The organism is Nocardioides limicola, from assembly GCF_016827675.1.
In the GTDB taxonomy this organism is placed as follows: Bacteria; Actinomycetota; Actinomycetes; order Propionibacteriales; family Nocardioidaceae; genus Nocardioides; species Nocardioides limicola.
The window spans coordinates 67,420-89,976 of sequence record NZ_JAERJA010000006.1 but is presented as its reverse complement, the minus strand read 5'-3'; the positions used below and the strand labels follow the sequence as shown (position 1 = coordinate 89,976).

Genomic DNA, 22,557 nt, shown 5'->3' with positions numbered 1-22,557 from the left:
TCACTGCTCCGGTGCGATGGTGACTTCAAGGCCGTCGAACTCGTCCGTCAACCGGATCTGGCAAGACAGGCGACTGTGGGATTGCCTCGGAGTTGTGGCGTCGTCGAGCATCTCGTCTTCGAAGTCCTCGGCGGTCCCGGTCTGGTCGATCCAACTCGTCGCGACGAAGACGTGACAGGTGGCGCAGGAGAGAGCGCCGCCACACTCGGCGACGATGCCGGGAATGCCGTGCTTGACTGCGGTCTCCATCACGGAGGCGCCGATCCGGGCATCGACCGTGTGGGCGCGGCCGTCCGGTGATGTGTAGATGACTTTGGGCATGACGGTTCCCAGCACTCGTTGTGCTCAGAAGTTCTCGAAGTACTCGCGGTGTTCCCAGTCCGTGACCCCGTTGATGTAGGTGTCCGGATCGGAGTTCTCCGCAGTCCATGCTTCGAACCGATCCACCTCACTGCGCTTCATCGCAACGAGGTAGTCGATGAAGCCGTCGCCGAACGCCTTCCGGAAGAAGGTGTCGGCCTCGAGCGCCGCTACAGCGTCGGCCAGGGTGACGGGCAGTTGCTCGACCTCGGCGTTGTAGGGGTCCTCACTGATCGGTCCGGGGTCAACCCGGTTAACGATGCCGTCGTGACCGGCCGCGGCCTGAGCCGCGAGGTAGAGGTAGGGGTTCGCAGCAGAGTCACCGACCCGGTTCTCGACGTGGGAAGCAGCATCGTTGGGGGCGCTGATGACGCGCATCATGGCGGCGCGGTTGTCCTGCCCCCAGGTAAGCCGGTCAGGTGCAAGGGAGTAGGGGCGACGCCGGCGGTAACCGTTGATCGTCGGCGTGGTGAACACAGAGGCTGCGACGCCGTGTGCCAGCGTTCCACCCACATAGTGGCGTCCCAACTCCGACAGCGGGGCGTTGTCTGAGGGCACCATCAGGTTTCGGCCGGTGCCCGCGTCCACAACCGATGTATGCAGATGCCAACCACTTGCGTAGAAGCCGGCGATGGCCGGCGTGCACATGAACGACGCCAGGTATCCCTGCCGCTTCGCGATCTGCTTGGTCGTCATTCGGAAGAGTGCGGCAGCGTCGGCGGCGGCGACCCCTTCCAGTACGTCGAAGGTCGTTTCCACCTGACTGGGGGCCCACTCGTCGTCGAAGGAACGCAGTGGCAAACCCATCTGCTCAAGCGCACGCCGGATCGGCCGGAGCACATCGTCAATCTCGTCGAGGTGATCCATGAGCAGGTAGTTGTAGCCCCGCGCAACCGGAGCCACAACCGGTGGATCGGCCGGGGTCCCTGGCGCGCCCAGCGATCCCTTGGCCAAGCCGTCGTCGACCACGCGAGTGAGGTACCACTCCATCTCGATACCCGAGATCAGTTTGTAGCCGCTGCTGGCGAAGTCCGACAGCGTCTCCTTCAAGATGGTGCGAGGGGCGAGCGGGAACGGCTGTCCGTTGGCCATGTAGAGATCGCAGAACACGACTGCGGTGCTCTCGACCCAGGGGAGTACCCGGAACGTTCCGGGGTCGGGCACCATCTTGAGGTTGGGCGACCCCCCCAGGCCCTCGACCGAGAAGCCGCCATCCGGCGTGAAGGGGTTGAAGACGATCGCATTGGCCGGGTCGAAGAAGAACGGGGCCATGGTGATCTCGGTCCCGGACTCCAGCGCAGCAAGGTACGCCTTCCTGGTCAATGCTTTGCCGCGCAACAGGCCATGCTGGTCAGGCCAGACCAGCCGGACGATCTCAATCTCCTCACGGTTGACTGTCTCGATGGATCGCTCGGCCGCGGCGAGCTGTTCGGGGGAGTGGATGGAGTGCTTTCGGACGAACTTCTCAGACATGGGGATCTCCTGTGGTGGTTTAGGGCTAGCGGGATTGGACAAGGCGGAGCGCGCTACGTCGCATCCATCGGTCGATGAGGCGTGCGCCGTCTTCTGGTGCGCGTCGTTCCTCTGCGTTCTCGATGCGCAGCCGTTCGACGTCGATCCCCCAGCGGGTCAACTTCTCGGTCTCGACACCAAGTAGGAACTCCACGCCGGCACGGTCGAACTCGGGGTGGAACTGGAGAGCCAGTGACTCGTCGAGTTGCCAGGCCTGTGGGTATCTGTCCGTGCTTCCCAACAGGGTCGCGCCCTCCGGAAGGCGGAAGGTGTCGGAGTGGAAGGAGAAGTGACGTCCGGCGACCCCCGCGCCCTCCTCGCCCACGGGCAACACGTCGATGAATCCGCACTCCAAGCCCGAGCGGCCCGGAAGCGCCTCGCCACCCAATGCGGCAGCGAGGAGCTGAGAGCCCAGGCAGATGCCCAGGACTGGAAGCCGTGCACGGTGGGCGGATGCGATGAAGACGATCTCGTCGGCTAGGTACGGGTGCTCGGCGAGGTGGTAGGCACTTTGCGGCCCTCCGAGCACAACCACACCTGCTTGGTCATCAACGGTTGCCGGCAACTGCTCGCCGAGCGCGGGTCGGACCACCTGCAGCGCAAGACCGTGCTCCTTTGCGGCCAACTCGAGCCTGTCGAGGGAAAGCTGGGCGACGTGGCCGATCACGAGGACAGTCGGCGCTGTCACTTCTGGATCCTCGGCTCGATCCTGGTGGCCCAGGGTTCCCAGTGGTCCACGCCAGCCAGCGCGGCTAAGAGCTCCGCGGCACAGGCCCGATCGACAGCGACCCAGCTGCCGTCCGGGTGAACGCCGTAGGGCGTGAAGTCCCAGATCTGCAGGTTCTTGACCTGCTGCACGACCGGCCTCATAGACGTGGCCTCGCGTTCCAGCCGGTCCATTCGCTGGCGCAGGTGAGCATTCTCCCGCTCGAGCTCGGCCACGCGTTCTTCAGCATCTTGGTGGGTCATGGCTCAGAACACCAGGGTGAGGTTCTCGTGGTACTGCTCGGAGTCGAGCAGGTTGGCTCGTTTGACCTTGATCTGCCAGGCATGCTCGGTCTTGACCAGGGTGTGCGCGTACCAACCCGCGTACACCTTGGTGACACCTGCGCGGAACTCGTGGACGACGAAGTTCGATCTGATCAACCGCGTCTCAGGATCGAGCTCGAGAGCTTCTACGTTCCCCACAAGCCGCCGGGTGCGGGAAGCGGGGATCTGGCTGTAGGCCAAGCCCGTGCGCAGCCAGTACACCCGGTCGGTGAGCCGCCGCCGGTCGTCGAACGCGTGAGAAACCTCGACTCTCGGGTCGCCGCCGCCCGCGGTAACCGGAACCCAGTACAGGCAGTCGTCACTGAACAACTCGAGCCAAGCGTTGAACCGTCCCTGGTCAATGAGGCGCGCTTCACGGCTCAGAAATGCCGTCGCCTCGTGAAGCAGGGTGGCGTCAGGCTCCGGCCAATCCTCCTCGAACAGTGCACGAGTTCGGTCCAGCGCTGCGTAGTACTCCTCATCGATGTGGTAGGACCAGGTCGAGGTGTCGGCGTACTGATCCGGGATGCTCACGTCGCTTCTCCTGCCATCAGCCGGACCCACTCCTCGTAGTAGCGGCGCATGTGCAGCTCGTCGGTCACGGTCGTCTTCACAACGCCGTCCTCGGTCATCTCCTGCCAGCCGGTGCCAAGGCCGCGGTTCATGAGGATCCACTCGTCCTCGACCACCGCCAAACCTCGTTGGACCTCCTCGAAGTTGGCCTGATCGTCGGGCTCGCCGAATGCCGGGAAGTCCTCCTGGGTACGGATCCGGATCGTGTTCACCTCAGGTGGGACACCGCCGATTGTGGTGGCGTGCCAGGTGAGTTGGGTGCGGTCTACCGCCAACGGCTCGATGACCTGGATCTGGTTCCCGATGATGAGGAGATTCGGGAAGATACTCAGATTGATCTGGGATCCCACGCACAGGTCCAGCAACGTGTCCGCATCGGCGGGGTGCTGGCTTCGGATCAACTCCTCGAACTTCTCTCGTCCCGGTTGCGGACGCTGGTTGGACCAGAAGCTGCCTGGCCCGTCGTGTGCCGGCCTCTGGTCGATCACGCTGTGGCCGTGGCCGAGTGCGTAGGACTTCATCGGTCCGTCATCGGGGGTCTTTCCGAAGTACGACATGTCCTTGGCATCGCCCATCCGCGAGGCCATGTCGAGCAGGGACCGGTGGGAGAAGGCTGGATGGTAGCCGTCGCCGGCATTGTCGTACGCGAGCTTCCAGTTGCCCCGGAACCCCATCCGGAACGCAGCGCTCCGGACGAAGACCTCGCCGCCCGGTGCCCTGTCGATCCAATAGTCCAGCCATCCGCGCGCCGGCCCCAGCCACTCCCCTAGGGACACGGCGTCATCGTTGAGCGTGCCGAAGATGAAGCCCCTGTAGCTCGCGATGCGATTGACCCTGCGCAGGCCGAACTTCGACCGGTCGAAGTCGGGTCCGTATCCCTCGGGCCAGGGAGCGCCCACCAGTTCGCCGGTGTTGCGGAAGGTCCAACCGTGGTACGGACACTGGAAGCTCCGGGCCGTGCCCGACTCGTCGCGGCACAGCGTTGCGCCGCGGTGGGAGCATCGGTTGAAGATTCCATGGAGCTCGCCGTTGCGGTCCCGGGTGAGGATCAGCGGACGCTGGCCCATGTTGACCGACAGGTAGGAGTTGGGCTCCGGAAGCTGACTTTCATGGGCCAGGTAGACCCACGACTGACCCCCGTAGACCTTGACCAGCTCCTCGTGAAACACGGCCGGGTCGGTGTAGAGGGTGCGGTGCACTCGATCCTCGAGGACGTGCGCGCTCCATCGACCCCGGGCCAAGGCCGTGGCCGTCTTCCCCGGGCCTCGGGGAACGGACTTCTGGCTGGTCATTCCATGGCCTCCATATCACTAGCCGGTGAGGGGGTCTCGCCCGCTTTTTCGACGTACATGCTCGACCACCGATGTGGCCAACTTCACGGTCTACCCAAACAGACCGATAGATCGATGTGAAGTACGAACACCCGCTCGATTTATTAGGAGGATCGATCAGTCGCCCCAGACCGTGGCGGCGCACCCGGCTACGGGCACGCTCCGGTGACCGGCGGCCTCGCGAGCCTGCGCGAGAGCGGCGTCACAGCGGTGCAACCACTCGCCACCCAACCCGAGGGATGCTCGCGACTTTGATCCGGCTAGGCCGTGTAGCCGTCCACCGTTCCCAGGGAACCCGAGTCCACTTGTGTGAGCGACACGAGGCTAGCGAACCACCCCCGCGCTCGGCCGCGAGGAGGCGGGGGTGCTGCCGCTCGTCAGGAGGCCGGACCGAGCCACACCACCGCGAGTTGTGGGCTGAGCAGGTTGGCGTTGTCGCCGCTGTTCTGCCATGCCTCGAGATTGAGGTAGTCACCGGCGTTGAGTTGGATCAGCAGCGGGATGTGCTGGGATTGGGTCCACGACGTCGTGGGGACGACCCGCTGACAGGCCGCGTCCTTGATCGCGTTGCTCGCCGTCCACACCATCACGCAGAGGTTGCGCTCAGTGCCGCCGTCCTGTCCGCTCTGCCAGACCCCCGAGCCGATGGCCAGGTAGGTCCCCGAGGTCCTGATGGTGATCCGGTTGCCCTGGGACGCGGTCCACATGTCACCGGTGTCGAACTGCTCCACGTTGAAGGGAACCAGCGTCCCCGTGTGGTGGGGGACGGTCACGCCCGGGTTCTGTGGGGCGTAGCCGACCTTCACCTGGGGGGTGGCCGCACGCTTCGCGGCGGTGACGGCCTTGTTCGCGAGCTTGCCGCTCGTGACCGCGCCACCGGCGAGCTTGCCGCTCGTGACCGCGCCACCGGCGAGCTTGCCGCTCGTGACGGCCCCACCAGCGATCTTGCCGCTCTTGACAGCGCCACCGGCCAGTTTCGGGGTGGTGACCGCACCTTTCACGATGTCGTTCGTGCGCACGGTCAGATGCGACGCCGTGGCGACGCCGCCGCCGGTGAGGGCCGCGAACAGGGCCAGCGTGGAGACCACGTTGGCGTAGGTGAGCCGGCGCCTGACCGGCCGTTGCGCAGAGGAGACTGGAGGTTCGCGACCGTTTGTACGCATGAGACCAACCCTTCGAAGAGAGCGGGCCTCCTGCCGCAGACCCGCATTGGAAATGGGGCCTCTAGAACGCTACGCCTGCTCCGGCCAGTGTCAACTGGCAGCGACTCCGCATCCGTGCTCTTTACGCCCATCGCTCCAGGACGTTCTGTCCCTGTTCAGCGGGACATCGGGACTGCGACGCTCACGCATCCGTGCACTCGACCAACGAGGAGAAGCCATGTCCAGGACCGTCCCACCGCTCTCAGTCCAACCAAGGACTGACGCCGTCCCTCTCCGCCGCAGCGGCTGGCTGCTGGTAGCGAGCCTGCCGGTGTTCGCTGCGGGAGTCATCGCCGTGTCGCTGAACACCGACCGGTTCCGCGCCGAGCAGGACGCCGCGGATCGCCTCGGTCTCAGCGTGCACGACCTTCCCGGGGACGTGCTGGCCCCGATCGCGCAAGAGCACACGTCGCTGTGGTTGGAGCTGGGCGTCATCTCGCCGACGATCATCGCCTTCGCCCTGTTCGGCGTGGGCATCTGGCTGGTCACGCGACAGGCAGGGGGACGCGGCGCGCTGGCCCGCGGGGCCGCCGTGGTGGCGGGCGTCGCCTGGGTGGGCTGCATGGCCCTGTTCCTCTCCCTCCTCGCCGAGGGCGACGCGATGCCGTGGGTGCGGGAGAACTTCCCGGCCCTGGCCAAGAGCACGACGGCGGTGTCGGTGATCGCGGGCTGCCTCGCGGTCATCGCGCTCGCGGCCCATCTCCGTCGGCTGGACATCGCCCGCCGCACCGGCCTTGTCGTGACGGCGGTCGCCGTGCTGGTGGCCGTGCTGGCCCCGATCCCGGCCGCCGGCGGGATGCCCCCCGCCGCCGCCTGCCTGCTTGCCATGGTGATCGGCATCGCGATGATCAGGACCCGCCAGGAGGCTAGGATCATCGGGTGAACCGCCGTCCCGAGGGCGTGACATCCGACCACCCCGGAGGGGTCTCCCCGGAGTCCGGGCGCTCGGCGGTCGACCCCGGGAGGGTCGCGGGGTCGCCACGAGCGACCGCCGGGCGATCGGTAGTGGTCCTGGCCTGCGTTGCGACGGTCGCCTACGCGATCGCCCGTACTCCCACCGCCGTACGGCGGTTCTCCGCGCCGTGCCGCGAGGAGCTGTGCAGCACCTTCGAGCAACCCACCTCCGAGACCCTGGCGCTGCTCGAGTCCCTGCGGATGTCCGAGACGAGCTGGGCCCTGGTCGTCATCCTGCTGTGCTGGGCCACCCTGGCACTCAGCATCGGGGTGGCGCTCGCCCTGGTCCGTCACGCCCCCGACCAGCCGGTCTCCCTGGTCACCTCCTTCCTGGTCCTCGCAACGGCCGCCGGGCCGTTCGGTGGCGAGGAGCGCGGGTGGGTGCTCGTCGCCGTCGGCGCTCTCGTCGTGGTGTTCCTCGGGCTCTTTCCTACCGGGACCTGGTCACCTCGTTGGCTGCGGTGGGCTTGGCCGGGGGTCGTGGGGCTCTTCGCGGCGCGAGAGGTGATCGGTCGCTTCGGGCCGGAGGGATGGGAGGCCGCGAATCTCGCGTTCGACCTGGTTTTCGTCGCCTACGTCCTGGGCGTGCCGGTCCATCGCTACCTCCGGGTGTCCGACTGGACCGCCCGCCAGCAGAGCAAGTGGCCGCTGTTGGGCATCGTGGTGCTGGTTGCTAACCAATGCCTGGCCATCGCCGCCGGCCTGGGCGGCTGGCTCGGCGCGGTCCAGATGGTGTTGGTGGTGGTGGACTACGGCGCCATCGGCCTGATCGTGCTCGGCGTGGGGTTGGCACTGATGAAGCATCGCCTCTATGACGTCGACGTCGTGGTCCGGCGAGCGACGGTCTACGCGGTCGCCCTGGTGCTGGTCGCCGGCGTGTACGTCGCCACGGTTGCGGTCGCGAGCGTGGTGATCTCGGGGGTGATGGCGTCACTGCTGGGTGCCCTGATCGTGGGTCTGCTCGGCCTCCTCGGAGGCCTGGCAGCCTTCCAGGCGCGGGGGCGGCTGCGGACTCGGCTTCTCGGTTCGCGCGCCACGCCCGGTGCGGCGGCCGCCGAGCTCGCCCGGACGATATCCCCCGCCAGCGGCGGCGCGGAGAACCTGGCCGCATCCCTCGCCTCGGTGATGGCCTCGCCCTATGTCGCGGTTCTCGACGCGGAGGGAGTCGCCGTCTCGGATCACGGCACGCCCTGCCAGCGGGTTCACCGGCACGAGGTCCTCCAGGCCGACGGCCTGAAAGTGGGGGAGGTACACCTGTGCGCCCCCGAAGGGCGGGCGCGACTGACTGCGGCCGATCAGCGGACCCTGCACGAGGTGCTGCCCTTCGTTTCGTTGGTCCTGTTGGCCGAGGAGGAGGCGCGCGAACTCAAGGAGGCGCGGGCCACCGCAGCGACCGCGCGGGAGGACGAGCGGCGCCGCCTTCGCTCCGATCTGCACGACGGGGTGGGACCCCTGCTGGCGACCCAACTCCTGGCGATGGACAAGCTCAAACATGAGGCCAGCCAGCGCGGCGAGCCGGTCGTCGAGCTGGAGCAGCTCGACGCGATGACTCATGAGGCTCTCGCCGAGATCCGTCGGATCGCCCACGACCTGCGACCCGCAGCCCTCGATGCCGGTGGCCTGGCAGTGGCGCTGCGCACTGTGGCCGACCGATTCACCGGTTCCGGTCTCCCCGTCGAGGTGAGCCTGGACATCGCCCACGCCGAGATCTCCGCCGCCGTCGAGGTGGCGGTGCTCAGGATCGTGCAGGAGAGCCTCACCAACGCCGCCCGGCATGGCGCGGCGACCCACTGCACGGTGGGGGTGCTGGTCGCGGACGGAGCAGTGCACCTGAGCGTCATCGACGACGGCCGGGGTCTCGGTGACGCCGTTCCTGGCGCGGGGATGACGTCCATGCTGCGCCGCGCCCAGGAGCTCGGCGGCGAGTTCGCGACCGGTCCGGCAGCCGGCGGCGGGACCTGTGTCCGTGCCAGGATCCCGTTATGACGACCGAGCCGGTGAACCCCGACCCGGACCTGATCGAGGTAGTCCTTGTCGAGGACCACCCGACGTTCCGGCTCGGGCTCCGCACCCGCCTCGAACGCGAGCCGGACATCGTCGTCGTGGGCGAGGCCGGCACCGGTCGGGAGGCGGCGACCCTCGTGTCCGGGCTGGCGCCCGAGGTCGTCGTGGTCGACCTGAAGCTGCCCGACGTCTCCGGGATCGACCTGATCGTCGAGTTGTCCCACAGCAACCCGCAGGCAGGCATCCTCGTGCTGACGATGCTGGACGATGAGACGGTGTTCGCGGCGATGCGTGCCGGCGCGCGCGGCTATCTGCTCAAGGATGCGGACCCGGCGAGGATCGTCGCTGCGATCCGTGCGGTCGCCATCGGCGAGGCCATGTTCTCCCCGTCCGTGGCCCAGCGACTGCTCGGCCTGGTGGCCGAGCGCCGTTCGTCCGCCCCGCGTGGACCGTTCGTGGAACTGTCCGCGCGCGAGCACGACATCCTGGAGTTGGTGGCGACCGGACTCGGGAACGCAGAGATAGCCCGCCGCCTCAGCCTCCGACCGAAGACCGTGCGCAACTACGTCTCCAACGTGCTGACCAAGCTCCAGGTGGCGGACCGACACGAGGCGATCATCCGCGCCCGCGACGCGGGCATGGGCTAGGGCCGTGGAAGACTCGCCGGCGCCTGCCCCTCCGGGCCCAGGTGCGACCTACGCGCCCGCCAACTCGACGCCGTGACGTCTGGTCACCGACAGAATCGCCGCCATCGAGTCCTCGACCGGCCGGTCCGCTGGAACGGAGCCGGCGAAGTCGGCGAAGAACCGCCCGGCGCCGTCACCGGAGGTGATCGCCAGGAACCGGGCGGACTCGCCGACGACTTCGAAGGTGCTTGGTGTCCCGGCCGGGAAGACGATCAACCCGCCAGGCTCCACGTCGTACGACGTCGCGCCGACGAGTGCGGTGACTCGACCCTGGAGCAGGAACAGAACGCTGGTCCACGGCGAGACGTGCGGGGGCGCCATCGGCGCGGCGGGCGCGATCACCTCGAAGACCTCGAAGGCTCCGCGGTCGTCCTGGACGGCAGCCTTCGCGATGTGGTCGCCGTCGATCATGGGGTAGTGCCGGCCTTCTCCGGGCCGGACGTGGATGGGGATCATGGCTCCTCCTCTGGCTGGGGTGTGAACAGCCTCCGGCGGCGGAGCGCCAAGGGAGCGAGTAGTGCGCTACTCGTCTCCGAGAACGTCGGCCAGTGCCGTGCGCGTGGAGAGGTCGAGCTTGAGGCAGGCGCGGTAGAGATGCCCCTCAACCGTCCGCACCGACACGGTCAGCCGCTCGGCGATGTCCTTGTTCGTCAACCCCCGGGCGGCCAGCGCGGCGATCTCGCGCTCGCGGGGGCTCAGCGGCAGCGGTCGAGCCGCGATCGCAAGGGCCGGGGTGCGGGCGCCGGACCGGCCGGCCAGCTTCTCGGCGAGAGCCGCGGCGGAGAGCGCCGAACCCTGCCGCCCCTGCCGACGATGTACGTCGGCCGCCTGAGCCGCTGCGTCGCCGGCGGCCAGGAGATCGCCGAGGCGGGTCCAGGCGTCGGCCGTAGCGAGCAGGGCCTGAGCGTCCTGGTCAGCCCATGCCCGGGCATGGGCGTGGGCCACCCCGGCCCGAGGGCTCAACTCGGCTAGTGCCGTGAGGCGGGGAAGCGCCTCGGTCGCGTCGCCGAACTGGACCGCGGTCTGCCAGGCGAGCACCTCGTAGGCGGGAGCCCCGTTCTCATGGGCGAGGCCGGCCGCGGCGAGGGCGTGGCCGAGCGCCTCGGTCGTCGCACCTTCGGCGGCCGCTCCCCACGCCCGCGCTAGGAGGTCGTCGGGCTCGTAGATCCGGTACGCCGGATGTTGCCCGGCGGCGATGCCGTCCAGGAGGGGAGCGGCCTGCGCCGCTTGGCCGGCCTGGGCGAAGGTGGTCGCCAACAGGGTGCGGCAGCGGAAGCGGAACTCGTGCCCCGAGTCCGCCAGCCCGGCCCACGCCTCGCGCAGCAGCCGCGACGCGTCGCCGAGCTGCCCGCCCGCGAGGGCGGCGTGACCGGCAACGACCAGCCCCATCAGCCTGGCCGGGCCGGGGAGGTCAACCGAGGCGGCCTGCATTCTCCGGGCCTGGGCGTGGGCCCGGTCTGGTGTCCCCGCGAGCCGGTGACCGAGCACCTGGAGGTCCGCGAGCCCGAACCCGGGGATGACGGTGGGCACCCGGTCGGCGGTGAGCCCGCCCACGAGTGCGGCCTCGTCGAGCAGTTCGCGCCCGCCGGTGACCGCAGCCGCTGCGGACACCGCGGAGGCGACCAGGATGCGGGCCAGGTCGTCGGGCAGCTCCTCCTGCAGGAGCTCCGGACCGCGGGCGAGCACGGGCGGAAGGTCACCGCCCGCGGCGGCCAGGGCGAGCGACATCCCAGCGACGTGAAGCGGAGCCGCTCCGGTGGCCTCGGCCGCGGCCAGCGCCTCGCGTGCCTCGTCGGGCCGGGCCATCGTCCACAGCAGGTTGCCGGCGCGGTGCAGCTGCACCAGCGCGAGAGTCGCCGGGTCCGAGGAGCTCGCCGCGAGGTCGGTGAGGATCGCCTCGGCCTCGTCACCGCGGCTGAGCCAGGACAGCGCAGCGGCGTGCACCAGCCGAGCGACAGGATCGCCGGTAGCGGCGGCCTCGCGGGCCAGCCGCTCGGCCAGCGGCAGGTCGTACATCCGAGTCGCAGCCTCGGCCGCCTGCAGGAACAGCGCGGGTTCGGGGGGCAGGTCGGAGTCGAGGGTGAGCACGGCTCGGGGGATCGGGTCCGGCGCCGCGTCCAGGGTCTGCGCGACCCGGCCGCGCAGCCGGCGGGCGCGCAGCGTACCCATGGCGGCGCGGCGGACCTCCCCGTACAGCGGGTGCGCCAGCCTGGCGACCAGCCCGTCGGTGCGCACCAGGCCCCGGTCCTCGGCCTGTTCGAGGTCCGCAGACGAGGTCAGCGCGGACAACGTCGGGACCGCCACCGGCTCGGCCAGCGCGACCAGGTCCACCACGTCCTGCACCCCCGCCGCCAGGCTGCCGATCTCGTGCTCGAGGAGGCCGGCAAGCTCCGGGGAGATCGTCGGCTCGCTGGTCCACCGCCAGATCCCGGACGCCGGGGTGAACCGGCCTGCCGCCACTTCACCGGCCAGGAGATGCCGCAGGAACAGCGGGCTGCCTTCGGTCAAGGTCCACAGCCGGTGCGCGGAGGCCGACTCGACCGGACCGCCGAGCACCCGCGCGACCAGGCCGGTGGTCTCGGCGGCGTCCAGGGGGGCCAGATTCAGACGCGGGAGGTGGTCGTCCTTCCACAGAGACGTCACCGTGTCGTGTGCCTGTTCCCCGGTCCGGAGGGTGACCACGACCGGTGCAAGCTGCCGAACGACGACGCGGTGCAGCACGATCGCGGAGTGCTCGTCGAGCAGGTGCGCGTCGTCGACGGCCAGCACCAGCGGCCGTTGCCGGGTGAGCTGGTCCAGCGCCCGGCCGATGATCTCTGCGGCGTCGCCGGCCTGGACGTCGAGCAGGCCGGCGAACGCACCGAGGGGCAGCGGCCGGGCCGCCGTGCTGCCGTGGGCCCAGACGACGGTCGCTCCCCGTCCCTCGGGAACCGCTAGCGCCTCGCCGGCGAGCCGGGTCTTGCCCACCCCGGCCGGGCCCGCCACTACGATCCCCGCCGCACCCGGCCGGATCGCCGCCGCAACCTTGCGCAGCTCCTCGTCCCGGCCGATGAGCGGCCACGGCCTCTCCATGGCGTCAGGCTAGCGAGCCTGATCCGAGTTGCGCACTACTCGCAGGCTGCTGTGCGAAAGCGCCGCGCCGCCTGGCACCAGGCCACGTCAACCCAGCCCGTCGAGGTACTCGGCGATCGTGTCGGCCGGCCACTGCGCGTCGAGCTCGGCGGCGACTCGGTCGAGCACCTCGGCCGGGGTCCCGTCGGCCTCGGTCCAGGGGGAGCGTTCCCAACCTGCGAGGTAGTCGTCGGCCCCGGTATCACCGAGCCGCATCGCGGCCTCATCGATCGCCTCTTGGAACCGCGCTGCGAGTTGGACCTTCACCTGTTCGTCGCCCGCCCGGGCCGCGACCATGGACGGCAGATCGCGCCATCGAGTCACCTGGTACTCCGTCATGGCTCCGAGCCTAGGCTCGGAGGCCGGAGCCCCCGCTTCGGTCGGTGCTGGAGGTGGACACGCGGCTCGTACAGCAGCCCGACCGGGTGCGTCAGCAGGTCGCCGCGGACGTGCAGGACGCGAGCTGGGTGAGGCTCAGTCGGGACACATCAAGGATCCTCAACTGTTGTCGGCAAAGTCCTCTTGTTCGAAAGTGTGGGCGCGGTCACGATAAGTCTGTCCGGAGGATCACCCTTCCCGAATCGAGGATGACTGTGGCAGCTACTGAGGTCCCGACACGAGCTTCGGTCGTCATCATCGGTGGCGGCGTGATGGGTCTGAGCACGGCCTACCACCTCGCGAGGGCCGGGGTCGCCGACGTGCGTTCGCCCCAGGCGAGTGGATCATCGTGTGGGTCGAGTCGCAGGCCAGCCACTCCCGGGTGCAACATTACAAGGTGATCGACGCAGCCCTTGGTGTGATCGAGCGCGGCACCTGGCATGTCGCTGACGCGGTCGCCGAGCAGCCCTGGCTGCCGAACGGACCGATCCCAACCCAGATGACCTGGTCGCGGGAACGAACACCGGCCACCCATTTGCACCATCACCCATCCTGAGCCGGCACGTGGCGCCCGGCGGCGCCAAGCCGCTCGTGCTGCCCGAATCGGCGGTGGAGGTGTCTAACGCCGCCCGTCACCGACGAGGCCTGGCCAGGGAAATGGGCCGCCTCGTATCGGCCGGTCGGTGATGACGCGGTGCTCGTTGTCGCGGACGCGGGGTTCGTAGTGGGCGAAGAAGATCTTGCTGACGAGCTCCCGCCTGCTGCGGACGCCGGTCTTGTCGAACACGCTCTTGAGGTGCTGCTGCACGGTATGCGGGGAGACGACCAACGCAGCAGCGATCTGTGCGGTGCCCTCGCCCCGCAGGATGAGCCGGGTCACCTCCTGCTCGCGTTCGGTCAGGCCGTAGGCGGCCATCAGCAAGGGAGCGATGCGGGCCGGGTGCGCGGGCTCGACGATGACCGCGGCTCGCCTTCCACCCGCGGCGACCAGTGCGGCCCCGTGCAGGACGATCCAGCGCCCTGCCCGAGAGAGCACCCGCGCGATGGCGACCTCACCGGGTGCGTTCTCGTCACGCGCGGTACGCAGTGCGCTCGCAGCCACCGCCACCACCGAAGGTGGCAGTGCGCCGTGCTTCTTCCACTCGCCGGGCAGTTCGGCGAGCCAGCGGTCCACGTCCGGGCTGAGGGACTCGACGCCCCAGTCGGCGTCAAGGACGACCAGCCCTGGCGAGTTGGGTCCCTCGGGGTCGGTGGCCTCGCCGACCAGTAGCCCTTGCCGCACACCGTTCGCCAGGTGCACGGCGATCGCAAGCAGGAACTCCAGGTCGTCGGTGTCGAAATCTGGCTGGCCGACCTGGCGTGCCAGGCCGACAGTGCCCCACGTCTGGCCTGTCCGGGTGCGCAGGGCGGCTTCCACGGAGTGTCGAATCCCGGCCGGCGCCATGTACTCGCGGTACGCACGACTGCGGTTGGGGTCGCCGCCGGTGGCTTCCTGCAACGTCTGGATGCCCCGCTCCGAGCGAGCGACATCGAGGGACTTCAGAGGATCGTCCTCGAGATACTCGGCAGCCAACGCCTCCGGTGGTAGTTCTGGCCAGCCCTCCTGATGGGAGCTGGTGATCAGCAGTGATGCCGGGTCGAAAGTGGTCCAGCATGGCGACTCGCAGGCGGGGACTGCGGACATGATCACCTCGCCCGCTGCCTGGAAGAAGCTGTCAACGTCCAAGCCTGAGCGCGCCAGCCGCGCAATCCGCTCGATGGCGCGCTCCTTGGAGTACGCACTCACATATCGCAGCATATGCCCGTTTCCTCCCAGCGGAGATGCCAGATTCCTGGTATAGGCCCGGGCCGGCGGCTGGATCATCGTGAAGCCATGACTATGGCTGACACCCACGACCGGCTTGACCTTCCACTCGCGGGTCTGCGCTCGGAGTTCGATGGCGAGGTGATCGCACCGGGCGACGCCGGCTACGACCAGGCCCGCACGGTCTTCATCGGCGGGCCCGACCGCAGGCCCGTGGTGATCCTGCGCCCTGCGGGCACGTCCCAGGTCGCTCGGGTCGTCACGCTTGCGCGGGAGAGCGGGCTGCCGCTCGCCGTCCGCTGCGGCGGCCACAGCCTCTCCCGTTACGGCGTGTGCGACGACGGCATCGTGCTCGACCTCTCGCTGATGCGCGCGCTCGACATCGACGTCGAGCACCGGACCGCGTGGGCGCAGACCGGGCTGACCGCCGGTGCGTACACCGCAGCCGTCGGCGCCTACGGGCTGGCGACGGGCTTCGGTGACACCGGCACGGTCGGGATCGGTGGCCTGACGCTGGGCGGGGGCATCGGCTACCTGGTGCGCAAACACGGGCTGACCATCGACAACCTGCTGGCCGCCGAGGTCGTGACGGCCCACGGCGAGGTGCGCCACATCGATGCCGCGACCGAACCTGAGCTGTTCTGGGCTATCCGCGGCGGCGGCGCCAACTTCGGCGTGGTGACGCGCATGAAGTTCCGGTTGCACGAGATCCCGACGATCGTGGGCGGCATGCTGATGCTGCCCGCGACGCCCAAGGTGGTCGTCTCGCTCGTCGAGGAAGCACTCGCGGCCCCGGACGAGTTGACCGTGATGGCCGACATCATGGTCGCGCCGCCACTGCCGTTCGTGCCACCTGAGCACCATGGCACGCCCGCCATCATGATCCGCCTGTGCTACGCGGGCGCCACCGACGCGGGCGAACGGGCCGTCGCGCGGTTGCGGGGCCTGGCACCACCCATCGTCGACCTGGTACGGGCCATGCCCTACCGCGGGCTGTATGAGATGGACGAGGAGTACGACCAGCCGCTGGTCGCCGTGCGGTCGATGTTCGTCGACTCGATCACCCTCGCGGATGCGGAGACGATCATCGAGCAGATCCGCGCCACGTCCGCGCCGATGGCCAGCGTCGAGCTCCGACCGCTCGGCGGTGCCATGGCCCGGGTACACGCCGAGGCAACCGCCTTCGCCCACCGGAGCCGTCGCGTGATGGCCACCGCTGCAGTCATCTACAAGCGCTCCGAGGACCGGCCGAGGCACGAAGCCTGGGTTGAACACCTCGCGGCAGCGATCCGCGACGGCAGCTGCGACTCCGCCTACGTCAACTTCCTCGGCAACGACGGCCCGTCCCGGCTGCGCTGCGCGTACCCCGGCGCCACCTGGGACCGGCTCGTCGCGATCAAGCGGCGCTACGACCCCGGCAACCTGTTCCGGCTCAACCACAACATCCCACCGGGAGGTACATCATGAACTCCACCAACAAGGCGCTCGTCCGCCGCAAGTTCGACGAGCTGATCTCCACCTGGAACCTCGCCGTCATCGACGAGTTGGTCAGCGACGACGTCGTCTCCTACGACCCGGCCTTCCCGGAACCCGTGCGCGGCAAGGCCGCCTACCGCGCCGTGTGCGAGGAGTTCGCCAAGGTCTTTCCCGAGCTCCACATCACCATCGAGGAGCAGATCGCCGACGGTGACACTGTGGTCACCCGCTGGTCGGCCACCGGCCGCCAGGGCGGCGAGCTGTTCGGCGTGCCCGCGACGGGCAAGCAGGTCAGTTTCACCGGCGTCGACATCCACCGCGTGCTCGACGGCAAGATCATCGAAGAGCACGGACAGTGGGACACCCTCGGGCTGATGCGGCAACTGGGCGTGGTGGGTGAGCAGAAGTCGTGGTGAGTGCGCAGCAGACAGCCGACTACCGAATGCAGGCTCAGGAGGCGACCGACGTGGCACAGCAACATCGACCAAGCGCAGAATCTTCTCCCCCGGCACGGTAGTGGCCGCAGCGAGTCATCGACGCTGAAAGCGGTGAGGCGTGCGGCCGGAACGAGACCCAGCTGACTTGGAGCAGGCAGGGCGAGAAGGGTGACCCCGGCCCGCAAGGCCCCGCAGCTGCGAGGTCCTCAGGCTGCGGTTCGGCGATGTCCGCATCGGCGAACGCCGGGTCTTCGTCGCCGACGGCAGTTACGACGACGCCCCGGCACGGATCCCGGTCTACGCCAGCGACCGTCCCCGACTCGACAGGCCCCTGCCGAGGTTCCTCGACGACGCCAAGGCTGTCGCGTTCATGAACGCGGCGCGGGCTCTGCCGAACCTGCTCGACCGGCTCATGGTCATCGCCTTGGCCCGCACCGGGATGCGACGCGGCGAGCTGCTCCGGCTTAGGTTCGTCGATGGTCAAGCGTTGGCGCGACGCCAACGACCAGCTCGTGGCTATCTGAGTGCCTGGGCATGCGGCCGCCTGGCCTAGCATGCCTCGGGTGAAGGATGACGCGTTCGGACTCCCACGTCGAGCCCTGGAACTCCGCCTGACCGACCGGGTGTACGAGAGTCGGGTCTTCCTTCCGAAGGGCCAGACGAGTGGCGGACGCACTACCTGTCGTTGATCGAGGCGGACTCCGAAGAGTGGCGTCTGCGCCTGCGTTTCAGGGACGCGCTTCGCTCGGACGTGACGCTTCGGCAGGAGTACCAGAACCTCAAGAGGCGACTCTTGCGTGAGCATGCCCTCGACCGGCCCGGCTACACCGAGGCCAAGTCTGCGTTCGTCGCCCGGGTGCTTACTGAGCACTCATAGTGCGGCGCGGAACGTCCGCGAGGGTTGAAGTCAGTTCCGAGTTGGGGAAGACGCTCTGGCTGCCTTCTCGACCTTCGCACAGTGAGCCTCGCGGGCAGGGGTGTACGGTTCCGCGCAGAGGTTCAGGCGGGGACGGAGAGCCCCTGCAGCCAGGCCTGCCAGGCCGGCTCCTCGCGCCGCACGTAGTCCGCCGCGTCGGCGGAGAACAGGTACGCCCGTACGCCCGCCGTCGCCTTGCCGTCGCCCTCGCCGTACGCGAAGACGCTGAGCATCCCGGGCAGCGGCGCGGTGAGCCGGACCAGCGTCTGCCGCTCGCCGACACGCTCGACCGTGCCGGTGGCGCCGCGCACCTCGACCGTCGCGCCCTCATCGCCCAGCCCGAGCGCGTCGTGCAGGGTTGACCAGAGCGCCTCCGCGTCGCCGGGGTGGGAGGCGGTGGCCTCCAGCGGCGTGGCCTCCTGGCCGGGGAAGTGCGACAGGTAGAGGCGCAGGTTGTCGAAGAACGGCATCCAGTTGGAGCCCATGTCGTCCCAGAACTCCGACTCCCAGGCGGCGCCGGTCCCGAAGCCGCTGCTGGTGACGCGCACGACACAGGTGCCGCCGGACTGCGCCTCGACGAGGAACTCCGACGTCAGCGGGCTGAGCGCATCCGGGTCCTTGCCCATGAGGGCGGCCCAGTCCTCCTCGTAGACGAGGCGGCGCGGCGGGTCCCAGCCGGTGACCTGGCCGTCCGAGCCCATCTCGGGGCCCATGGTGAAGTGCAGGGATCCGCCTTCGCGCTCCTCCATCTCGGTCGGCAGGAACCAGGCGCTCATGCCCTTGGCGGTGGCGATGGCTTGCCAGACCTGCTCCGGGGTGCCCGGCACCTCGACGCTGAACTCCAGGCGGTACGGGACGTTCGGGGTGGTACTCATGCGCTCTCCTCAGGAAGTGGGTGGGCGGCGACGACGAGCCGGTGCGGGCGCCCGTGGTCGTGGTGGTAGCGAGCGGCCAGGTCGAGCACCGCGGCGGTCAGGTCGTCCGCGAAGGCAGCCCGGTCGGCGGCCGACCGGAAGCCGACCTGCGTGTCGATGGTCAACGTCGGCAGGCGCTTGCCGGACGCTCCGGCCCGGCGCACCAGGGCGCCGACCTCGCGCACCAGCCGGCCGGCCAGCGCGACGAGGTAGCCCGCCGACAGGTGGTCTGCGTTGGCGTCCGGGTCGGCCGCGGACGCGCTGACGGCCGCCGGCGACACGACGTACGACGCCGCCGACGCCTGCAGCACCCGCTCGGTGATGCCCCCGTGCCGGCGCTCCTCGGACAGCTCCACCAGGCCGTGCGCCTCGAGCGCCTTGAGGTGGTAGTTGACCTTCTGGCGCGCGATGCCGACCCGGGCGGCGAGCCCGGCGGCGGAGGCCGGGACGGCCAGCTCACCGAGCAGCCGGGCCCGGACCGGATCCAGCGCGGCGGTGGCTGCCTCTGCGCTCTCGATGACCTCGACGTCCTGCATGACGCCACCGTGGCATTGACAAGAAAAATTGTCAATAGTCATCACCGCCGCAGCGACCAGGTGTAGCCCGAGGAGCGCGGTGGCGGTGGCGGTGTTTGCCCCGACGAGGAAAGGCGGGACCAACGAGATCACGGTCAGCGACACTGCCGTCCGCACGAATCGAGCCACACCTCCGCAGCGAGGGCCTCGCGACTGGCGAATCGGTGGTAGATGGATTCCGACGGAGCAGACAGCGCTGCGGCCACGGCCTGGGCCGAGACAGCGCGTGGGCCTCCGGAGATCAGCAGGTCGCGTGCTGCCGCCACGATCGTCTCGGAGTCGTGCTTCGGCGAGCGCGCGGCATGATCTAGCGATCCTCGCTAGTTCACGGCATGGGAACTCGCTCGTGATCGGTTCGCACGCCCGGACGTGTCGATCCAGGGATACGGAGGCGGAGCTCGGCGTCGGCGGCCAGCGTGACGAGCTCCTCGTCGTGACTGACGAGCAGGACCGTCGCCCCTTCGTCAGCCACGCTACGAATGGCCGCGGCGACGGCTTCGAGGTGGAACCGGTCGGCGCCGGAGCTGGGTTCGTCGAAGATGACCACGGACCGTCTGGCGAGGCGCACCGCCGCGACGACCAGGCGTTGCTGCTGACCTCCGGACAGCGAAAGCGGATGGCGATCCCCGAGACCGTGGAGGTTCAGGTCGTGCATGGCGGCGTCGACACGAGTTCGGGCACGCAGGTCGGCAGGGAGACCGACGGTGAGCTCAGCCGACACCGAGTCGGAGAAGAGTTGCCGCTGGACGTCTTGCATCACCATCGAAGTGGCGCGCTGTCGCCGTGAACGCGATGCCCGTCGGCCATCGATGCTGACGGCCCCGGCGTGACGCTGCAGACCGGCGATCGCGCGCACCAGGGTGGTCTTGCCGACGCCGTTGGGCCCGCGGATCGCGGTCACCTTGCCCGCCCGGAACAGGGCGTGATCGACAGCGAGCACCAGCCGGCCACGGAAGTGGCAGCGCACCCCGTCGAGGGTGACGCCGGACGACTCCGAAACCCCCACTGGCGACAGCGGGCCGGCCGCGATGCTGGCACCAGCGGCCGGCACGGGCGGCAGCCGTGCCGGGGGGCACTGGGCGCGTAGACCCAGACTCAGGAGGTCAGAATCGTCCAGCTTGGCGAGTTGGTCGGCATCCCAGATGGTGTCGACGCGTCCGTCCCGCAGCAACACCGTGCGGTCGGCAATCTCACGGAGTTGGTGCACGCGATGCTCGGCGATGACGATCGTCGTCCCTTGCTCCTTGAGGCGCATCAGGTTGATCCGGAACCGGGCGAAGGCGTCCGAAGACAGGTTGGAGGTCGGTTCGTCGAGAAGCAGCACGTCCGGCTCATGCGCAGTGGCCGCGGCGGTGGCGACGGCCTGCTGTTGGCCACCGGAGAGCTCTGAGAGCCGGGCCGACACGAGCCCGGCAAGACCGTACTCCTCGATCACCACCGTCAGCCGGTCGCGGGCGCGCACGGGGTCGAAGGCGAAGTTCTCCATCGCGAAGGAGAGCTCGGCGCGAACAGTGTCGGTGAAGAACTGGCGACGGGGATGCTGGAGCACGGTCCCGGTTCGTCGTCCGATCCGGTCGAGCGGTGTGGAGGGTACGTCGATCTCACCCGTGCGCGCGGCGCCGCTGAGGTTGCCCTCGTGAAAGTGAGGGATGAGCCCGTTGATCAGTCGCAGCGCGGTGTTCTTCCAGACCAGCGCCTCGCGTGTCCACTGCAGCATCCGTCGAAACGCTGCGCACTGCCGGGCCACCGCATCGCAGATCACGTCGACGCCCTCGAACTGTTGCTGGGGGCCGACCACCCAGACCGCCTGCGGTGCCCAGACAGCGGCGAATCGATCCCGGTCCCGCTTGTCTGCTCCATGGCAGTACTCGTTGTTCAAGCGACGGAGGTCCGACTCGGCCTCCAACCGTTCGATCGAGCGACAACGTCCCCTTGGTTCTGTGCGCACATGGGAGGAAGGTAGGCGGCCCTCCCGACGGGTTGTTCACTGTGCCGCGCTGTCAGTTCGCTTCGAGTGCCCGGTCGTGGGCTGCGTACCCAGGTCTTTTTCCACGTCGGCTTGCCCCCGGAGATGTGCCGAGCCTGGCGTGGCGTCCGATCCCGATCAGCCCCGAATGGGGCGGGTTCGACACCGCTCAGTTCTTGAGTCGCACCGGTGCTGGTGGGTTTCGACCTCGCTCCGAAGTGGGCAGGCACCGGGTGGGCGCGCGCCGGATCGGTTCGGGCTCAGGCATGCTCTCGATAGCGGTCGGCGACCGCGCGTGCCCGAGTGTGCAGCGCGGCGCGCAGTTCGGGCGGGGCGAGTGCTTCGGCGTTGGTGCCGAGTTGCCATAGCGCCCACTCTGCATGCCAGAGGTCTTGGAAGGTGACCTCGAGGCGTAGCCAGCCGTCTGGTTCGGGCTCTTCGGCGCGCACGGCTTCGGCCATGTCGAGTAGCTCATCCCGGCGCGCCGGGTTCACCCGTACCTGAACGGGGATGTGGCCCTCGGACAGGAACTGGGCACAGCGTTGGGCCCAGATGTGTTCGAGGTCGACCTGATCTGCTCGCTGCGCCCGTTCGGGGAGCTCTTCGGCGGCGTGGATCCGCGATATCCGCATGGTCCGGTCAGTGCCGGATTCGGTGGCCAGCAGGTAGCCCTTGTCTCGCACGGTGACCAGGCCGATCGGGTCCACCGTGCGCCACTGAGGTGGCTGGTCGCGGGAGGCGTAGTGGATCCGCAGTTTGCGTCCGGCGAGGACCGCGCGGCGCACCACTATCAGGGTGGCGTCAGGCAGCTGGTCTTGGGTCAGGCGACGGGAGAGCAGGTCGGTATCGGGATTGACGAGGATTCGCTGGACCGCGATGTTCGCAGCGACCTGGTGGCTCTCGGGGAGCGCGCCAACGATTTTCCGCATGGCTGATGCGAGAGCGGTTCCGAGTCCGAAGATCTGCTCGCCGGGTCCCGAGCCGGCGGTGAGCAGCGCGAGGGCTTCGTCGTGGTTGAGGCCGGTGAGCTCTGTCCGGAACCCCGGCAACAGGGAGAACCCGCCGTACCGGCCACGTTCGGCGTAGACGGGGACGCCGGCTGCGGAAAGCGCTTCGATATCGCGCAGGACAGTGCGCTGAGAGACCTCGAGCTCCTGGGCCAGCGTGTCCGCGGTCAGCTGGCCGCGTTGACGCAGCAGTAGAACCAAGGACACCAGCCGATCTGCTCGCACGTGAGAGACGCTATCGAATACCTGACACAAGGTGTCGTGATTCAACGGCAGGGTTCATGACGCGCCGCCGAACCGCGGCGACGCGCAATCGGGGACA

23 protein-coding genes and 1 pseudogene are annotated in these 22,557 nt (G+C 68.9%); 8 read left to right on the top strand and 16 right to left on the bottom strand.

Going from position 1 to position 22,557, the window contains the following annotated elements; translation table 11 throughout:
• The 7 genes from JKG67_RS12740 to JKG67_RS12710 form a co-directional block, all read right to left on the bottom strand.
• Nucleotides 1–321 carry a 2Fe-2S iron-sulfur cluster-binding protein gene (locus JKG67_RS12740; protein ID WP_203337697.1) on the bottom strand — a complete coding sequence of 107 codons (321 nt, stop codon included), beginning with the start codon at nucleotides 319–321 and terminating at the stop codon, nucleotides 1–3.
• Between the two features lie 24 nt (nucleotides 322–345).
• Nucleotides 346–1,833: a glutamine synthetase family protein gene (locus tag JKG67_RS12735; RefSeq protein WP_238998392.1), complete on the bottom strand. Its 1,488-nt coding sequence runs from the start codon at nucleotides 1,831–1,833 to the stop codon at nucleotides 346–348.
• Between the two features lie 25 nt (nucleotides 1,834–1,858).
• Nucleotides 1,859–2,560, bottom strand: a complete 702-nt coding sequence (locus JKG67_RS12730) for a type 1 glutamine amidotransferase (RefSeq protein ID WP_203337696.1) — start codon at nucleotides 2,558–2,560, stop codon at nucleotides 1,859–1,861.
• Nucleotides 2,557–2,841, bottom strand: a complete 285-nt coding sequence (locus JKG67_RS12725; RefSeq protein ID WP_203337695.1) for a YceH family protein — start codon at nucleotides 2,839–2,841, stop codon at nucleotides 2,557–2,559. The genes JKG67_RS12730 and JKG67_RS12725 overlap by 4 nt, the downstream gene beginning before the upstream one ends.
• 3 nt (nucleotides 2,842–2,844) lie before the next feature.
• Entirely contained in the window at nucleotides 2,845–3,465 is a 621-nt protein-coding gene (locus JKG67_RS12720) for an aromatic-ring-hydroxylating dioxygenase subunit beta (protein ID WP_307816550.1), read from the bottom strand.
• The gene (locus JKG67_RS12715; protein WP_203337694.1) at nucleotides 3,432–4,766 is read right to left on the bottom strand and encodes an aromatic ring-hydroxylating oxygenase subunit alpha; all 1,335 of its coding nucleotides are present in this window, start codon (nucleotides 4,764–4,766) and stop codon (nucleotides 3,432–3,434) included. The genes JKG67_RS12720 and JKG67_RS12715 overlap by 34 nt, the downstream gene beginning before the upstream one ends.
• 416 nt (nucleotides 4,767–5,182) lie before the next feature.
• Nucleotides 5,183–5,968, bottom strand: a complete 786-nt coding sequence (locus JKG67_RS12710; protein ID WP_203337693.1) for a hypothetical protein — start codon at nucleotides 5,966–5,968, stop codon at nucleotides 5,183–5,185.
• A gap of 217 nt (nucleotides 5,969–6,185) precedes the next feature.
• Between JKG67_RS12710 and JKG67_RS12705 the strand changes: the two genes are divergently transcribed.
• Genes JKG67_RS12705 through JKG67_RS12695 form a run of 3 tightly spaced genes read left to right on the top strand, consistent with a single transcriptional unit; the run spans nucleotide 6,186 to nucleotide 9,612 of the window.
• Nucleotides 6,186–6,890 (top strand): hypothetical protein, encoded by a 705-nt coding sequence (locus JKG67_RS12705; RefSeq protein WP_203337692.1) that lies wholly within the window; start codon nucleotides 6,186–6,188, stop codon nucleotides 6,888–6,890.
• On the top strand, nucleotides 6,887–8,947 hold the full coding sequence (locus JKG67_RS19105; protein ID WP_203337691.1) for a sensor histidine kinase: 2,061 nt from the start codon (nucleotides 6,887–6,889) through the stop codon (nucleotides 8,945–8,947). The genes JKG67_RS12705 and JKG67_RS19105 overlap by 4 nt, the downstream gene beginning before the upstream one ends.
• The gene (locus JKG67_RS12695) at nucleotides 8,944–9,612 is read left to right on the top strand and encodes a response regulator (RefSeq protein WP_203337690.1); all 669 of its coding nucleotides are present in this window, start codon (nucleotides 8,944–8,946) and stop codon (nucleotides 9,610–9,612) included. Before JKG67_RS19105 ends, JKG67_RS12695 begins: the two co-directional genes overlap by 4 nt.
• Before the next feature lie 48 nt (nucleotides 9,613–9,660).
• On the opposite strand, the gene JKG67_RS12690 is transcribed toward JKG67_RS12695, so the two are convergent.
• The 3 genes from JKG67_RS12690 to JKG67_RS12680 form a co-directional block, all read right to left on the bottom strand.
• Complete coding sequence (locus JKG67_RS12690; protein ID WP_203337689.1) at nucleotides 9,661–10,107, bottom strand: cupin domain-containing protein; 447 nt, start codon at nucleotides 10,105–10,107, stop codon at nucleotides 9,661–9,663.
• Nucleotides 10,108–10,173: 66 nt separating this feature from the next.
• Nucleotides 10,174–12,723, bottom strand: a complete 2,550-nt coding sequence (locus tag JKG67_RS18900; RefSeq protein ID WP_203337688.1) for a helix-turn-helix transcriptional regulator — start codon at nucleotides 12,721–12,723, stop codon at nucleotides 10,174–10,176.
• A gap of 87 nt (nucleotides 12,724–12,810) precedes the next feature.
• Complete coding sequence (locus JKG67_RS12680; RefSeq protein WP_203337687.1) at nucleotides 12,811–13,101, bottom strand: virulence factor; 291 nt, start codon at nucleotides 13,099–13,101, stop codon at nucleotides 12,811–12,813.
• Nucleotides 13,102–13,349: 248 nt separating this feature from the next.
• On the opposite strand from JKG67_RS12680, the gene JKG67_RS12675 reads away from it, so the two are divergent.
• Both JKG67_RS12675 and JKG67_RS12670 read left to right on the top strand, forming a co-directional pair.
• Entirely contained in the window at nucleotides 13,350–13,541 is a 192-nt protein-coding gene (locus JKG67_RS12675) for an FAD-dependent oxidoreductase (RefSeq protein WP_203337814.1), read from the top strand.
• Complete coding sequence (locus tag JKG67_RS12670; protein WP_307816549.1) at nucleotides 13,490–13,696, top strand: DUF3556 domain-containing protein; 207 nt, start codon at nucleotides 13,490–13,492, stop codon at nucleotides 13,694–13,696. Before JKG67_RS12675 ends, JKG67_RS12670 begins: the two co-directional genes overlap by 52 nt.
• 63 nt (nucleotides 13,697–13,759) lie before the next feature.
• On the opposite strand, the gene JKG67_RS12665 is transcribed toward JKG67_RS12670, so the two are convergent.
• The gene (locus JKG67_RS12665) at nucleotides 13,760–14,926 is read right to left on the bottom strand and encodes a LuxR C-terminal-related transcriptional regulator (protein WP_203337686.1); all 1,167 of its coding nucleotides are present in this window, start codon (nucleotides 14,924–14,926) and stop codon (nucleotides 13,760–13,762) included.
• Between the two features lie 12 nt (nucleotides 14,927–14,938).
• Between JKG67_RS12665 and JKG67_RS12660 the strand changes: the two genes are divergently transcribed.
• The 3 genes and pseudogenes from JKG67_RS12660 to JKG67_RS19245 all read left to right on the top strand — a co-directional run.
• Nucleotides 14,939–16,411, top strand: a complete 1,473-nt coding sequence (locus tag JKG67_RS12660; protein WP_203337685.1) for an FAD-binding oxidoreductase — start codon at nucleotides 14,939–14,941, stop codon at nucleotides 16,409–16,411.
• Nucleotides 16,408–16,836, top strand: a complete 429-nt coding sequence (locus JKG67_RS12655) for an ester cyclase (protein ID WP_203337684.1) — start codon at nucleotides 16,408–16,410, stop codon at nucleotides 16,834–16,836. Before JKG67_RS12660 ends, JKG67_RS12655 begins: the two co-directional genes overlap by 4 nt.
• A 688-nt stretch (nucleotides 16,837–17,524) precedes the next feature.
• Nucleotides 17,525–17,734: pseudogene (locus tag JKG67_RS19245) on the top strand (GrpB family protein); the annotation flags it as partial.
• Nucleotides 17,735–17,856: 122 nt separating this feature from the next.
• Here the strand turns inward: JKG67_RS19245 and JKG67_RS12645 are convergent.
• The 5 genes from JKG67_RS12645 to JKG67_RS12625 form a co-directional block, all read right to left on the bottom strand.
• Nucleotides 17,857–18,648, bottom strand: coding sequence for an SRPBCC family protein (locus tag JKG67_RS12645; RefSeq protein ID WP_203337682.1), 792 nt, complete (start codon nucleotides 18,646–18,648; stop codon nucleotides 17,857–17,859).
• Nucleotides 18,645–19,379, bottom strand: a complete 735-nt coding sequence (locus JKG67_RS12640) for a DUF6069 family protein (RefSeq protein WP_307816548.1) — start codon at nucleotides 19,377–19,379, stop codon at nucleotides 18,645–18,647. Before JKG67_RS12640 ends, JKG67_RS12645 begins: the two co-directional genes overlap by 4 nt.
• Nucleotides 19,358–19,528, bottom strand: a complete 171-nt coding sequence (locus tag JKG67_RS19240) for a TetR family transcriptional regulator (protein ID WP_203337680.1) — start codon at nucleotides 19,526–19,528, stop codon at nucleotides 19,358–19,360. Before JKG67_RS19240 ends, JKG67_RS12640 begins: the two co-directional genes overlap by 22 nt.
• Before the next feature lie 59 nt (nucleotides 19,529–19,587).
• A complete protein-coding gene (locus tag JKG67_RS12630; protein ID WP_203337679.1) occupies nucleotides 19,588–21,168 on the bottom strand; it encodes an ATP-binding cassette domain-containing protein in 1,581 nt (526 codons plus the stop codon).
• Between the two features lie 320 nt (nucleotides 21,169–21,488).
• Nucleotides 21,489–22,460, bottom strand: a complete 972-nt coding sequence (locus JKG67_RS12625; RefSeq protein ID WP_203337678.1) for a helix-turn-helix transcriptional regulator — start codon at nucleotides 22,458–22,460, stop codon at nucleotides 21,489–21,491.
• Between the last annotated feature and the right edge of the window lie 97 nt (nucleotides 22,461–22,557).

Bases quoted from the DNA above. Each gene is read 5' to 3' on its own strand.
- JKG67_RS12740 (WP_203337697.1), bottom strand. From the start codon at position 321: ATGCCCAAAGTCATCTACACATCACCGGACGGCCGCGCCCACACGGTC.
- JKG67_RS12735 (WP_238998392.1), bottom strand. From the start codon at position 1,833: ATGTCTGAGAAGTTCGTCCGAAAGCACTCCATCCACTCCCCCGAACAG.
- JKG67_RS12725 (WP_203337695.1), bottom strand. From the start codon at position 2,841: ATGACCCACCAAGATGCTGAAGAACGCGTGGCCGAGCTCGAGCGGGAG.
- JKG67_RS12715 (WP_203337694.1), bottom strand. From the start codon at position 4,766: ATGACCAGCCAGAAGTCCGTTCCCCGAGGCCCGGGGAAGACGGCCACG.
- JKG67_RS12710 (WP_203337693.1), bottom strand. From the start codon at position 5,968: ATGCGTACAAACGGTCGCGAACCTCCAGTCTCCTCTGCGCAACGGCCG.
- JKG67_RS12705 (WP_203337692.1), top strand. From the start codon at position 6,186: ATGTCCAGGACCGTCCCACCGCTCTCAGTCCAACCAAGGACTGACGCC.
- JKG67_RS12695 (WP_203337690.1), top strand. From the start codon at position 8,944: ATGACGACCGAGCCGGTGAACCCCGACCCGGACCTGATCGAGGTAGTC.
- JKG67_RS12690 (WP_203337689.1), bottom strand. From the start codon at position 10,107: ATGATCCCCATCCACGTCCGGCCCGGAGAAGGCCGGCACTACCCCATG.
- JKG67_RS18900 (WP_203337688.1), bottom strand. From the start codon at position 12,723: ATGGAGAGGCCGTGGCCGCTCATCGGCCGGGACGAGGAGCTGCGCAAG.
- JKG67_RS12680 (WP_203337687.1), bottom strand. From the start codon at position 13,101: ATGACGGAGTACCAGGTGACTCGATGGCGCGATCTGCCGTCCATGGTC.
- JKG67_RS12675 (WP_203337814.1), top strand. From the start codon at position 13,350: ATGACTGTGGCAGCTACTGAGGTCCCGACACGAGCTTCGGTCGTCATC.
- JKG67_RS12660 (WP_203337685.1), top strand. From the start codon at position 14,939: ATGCCCGTTTCCTCCCAGCGGAGATGCCAGATTCCTGGTATAGGCCCG.
- JKG67_RS12655 (WP_203337684.1), top strand. From the start codon at position 16,408: ATGAACTCCACCAACAAGGCGCTCGTCCGCCGCAAGTTCGACGAGCTG.
- JKG67_RS12645 (WP_203337682.1), bottom strand. From the start codon at position 18,648: ATGAGTACCACCCCGAACGTCCCGTACCGCCTGGAGTTCAGCGTCGAG.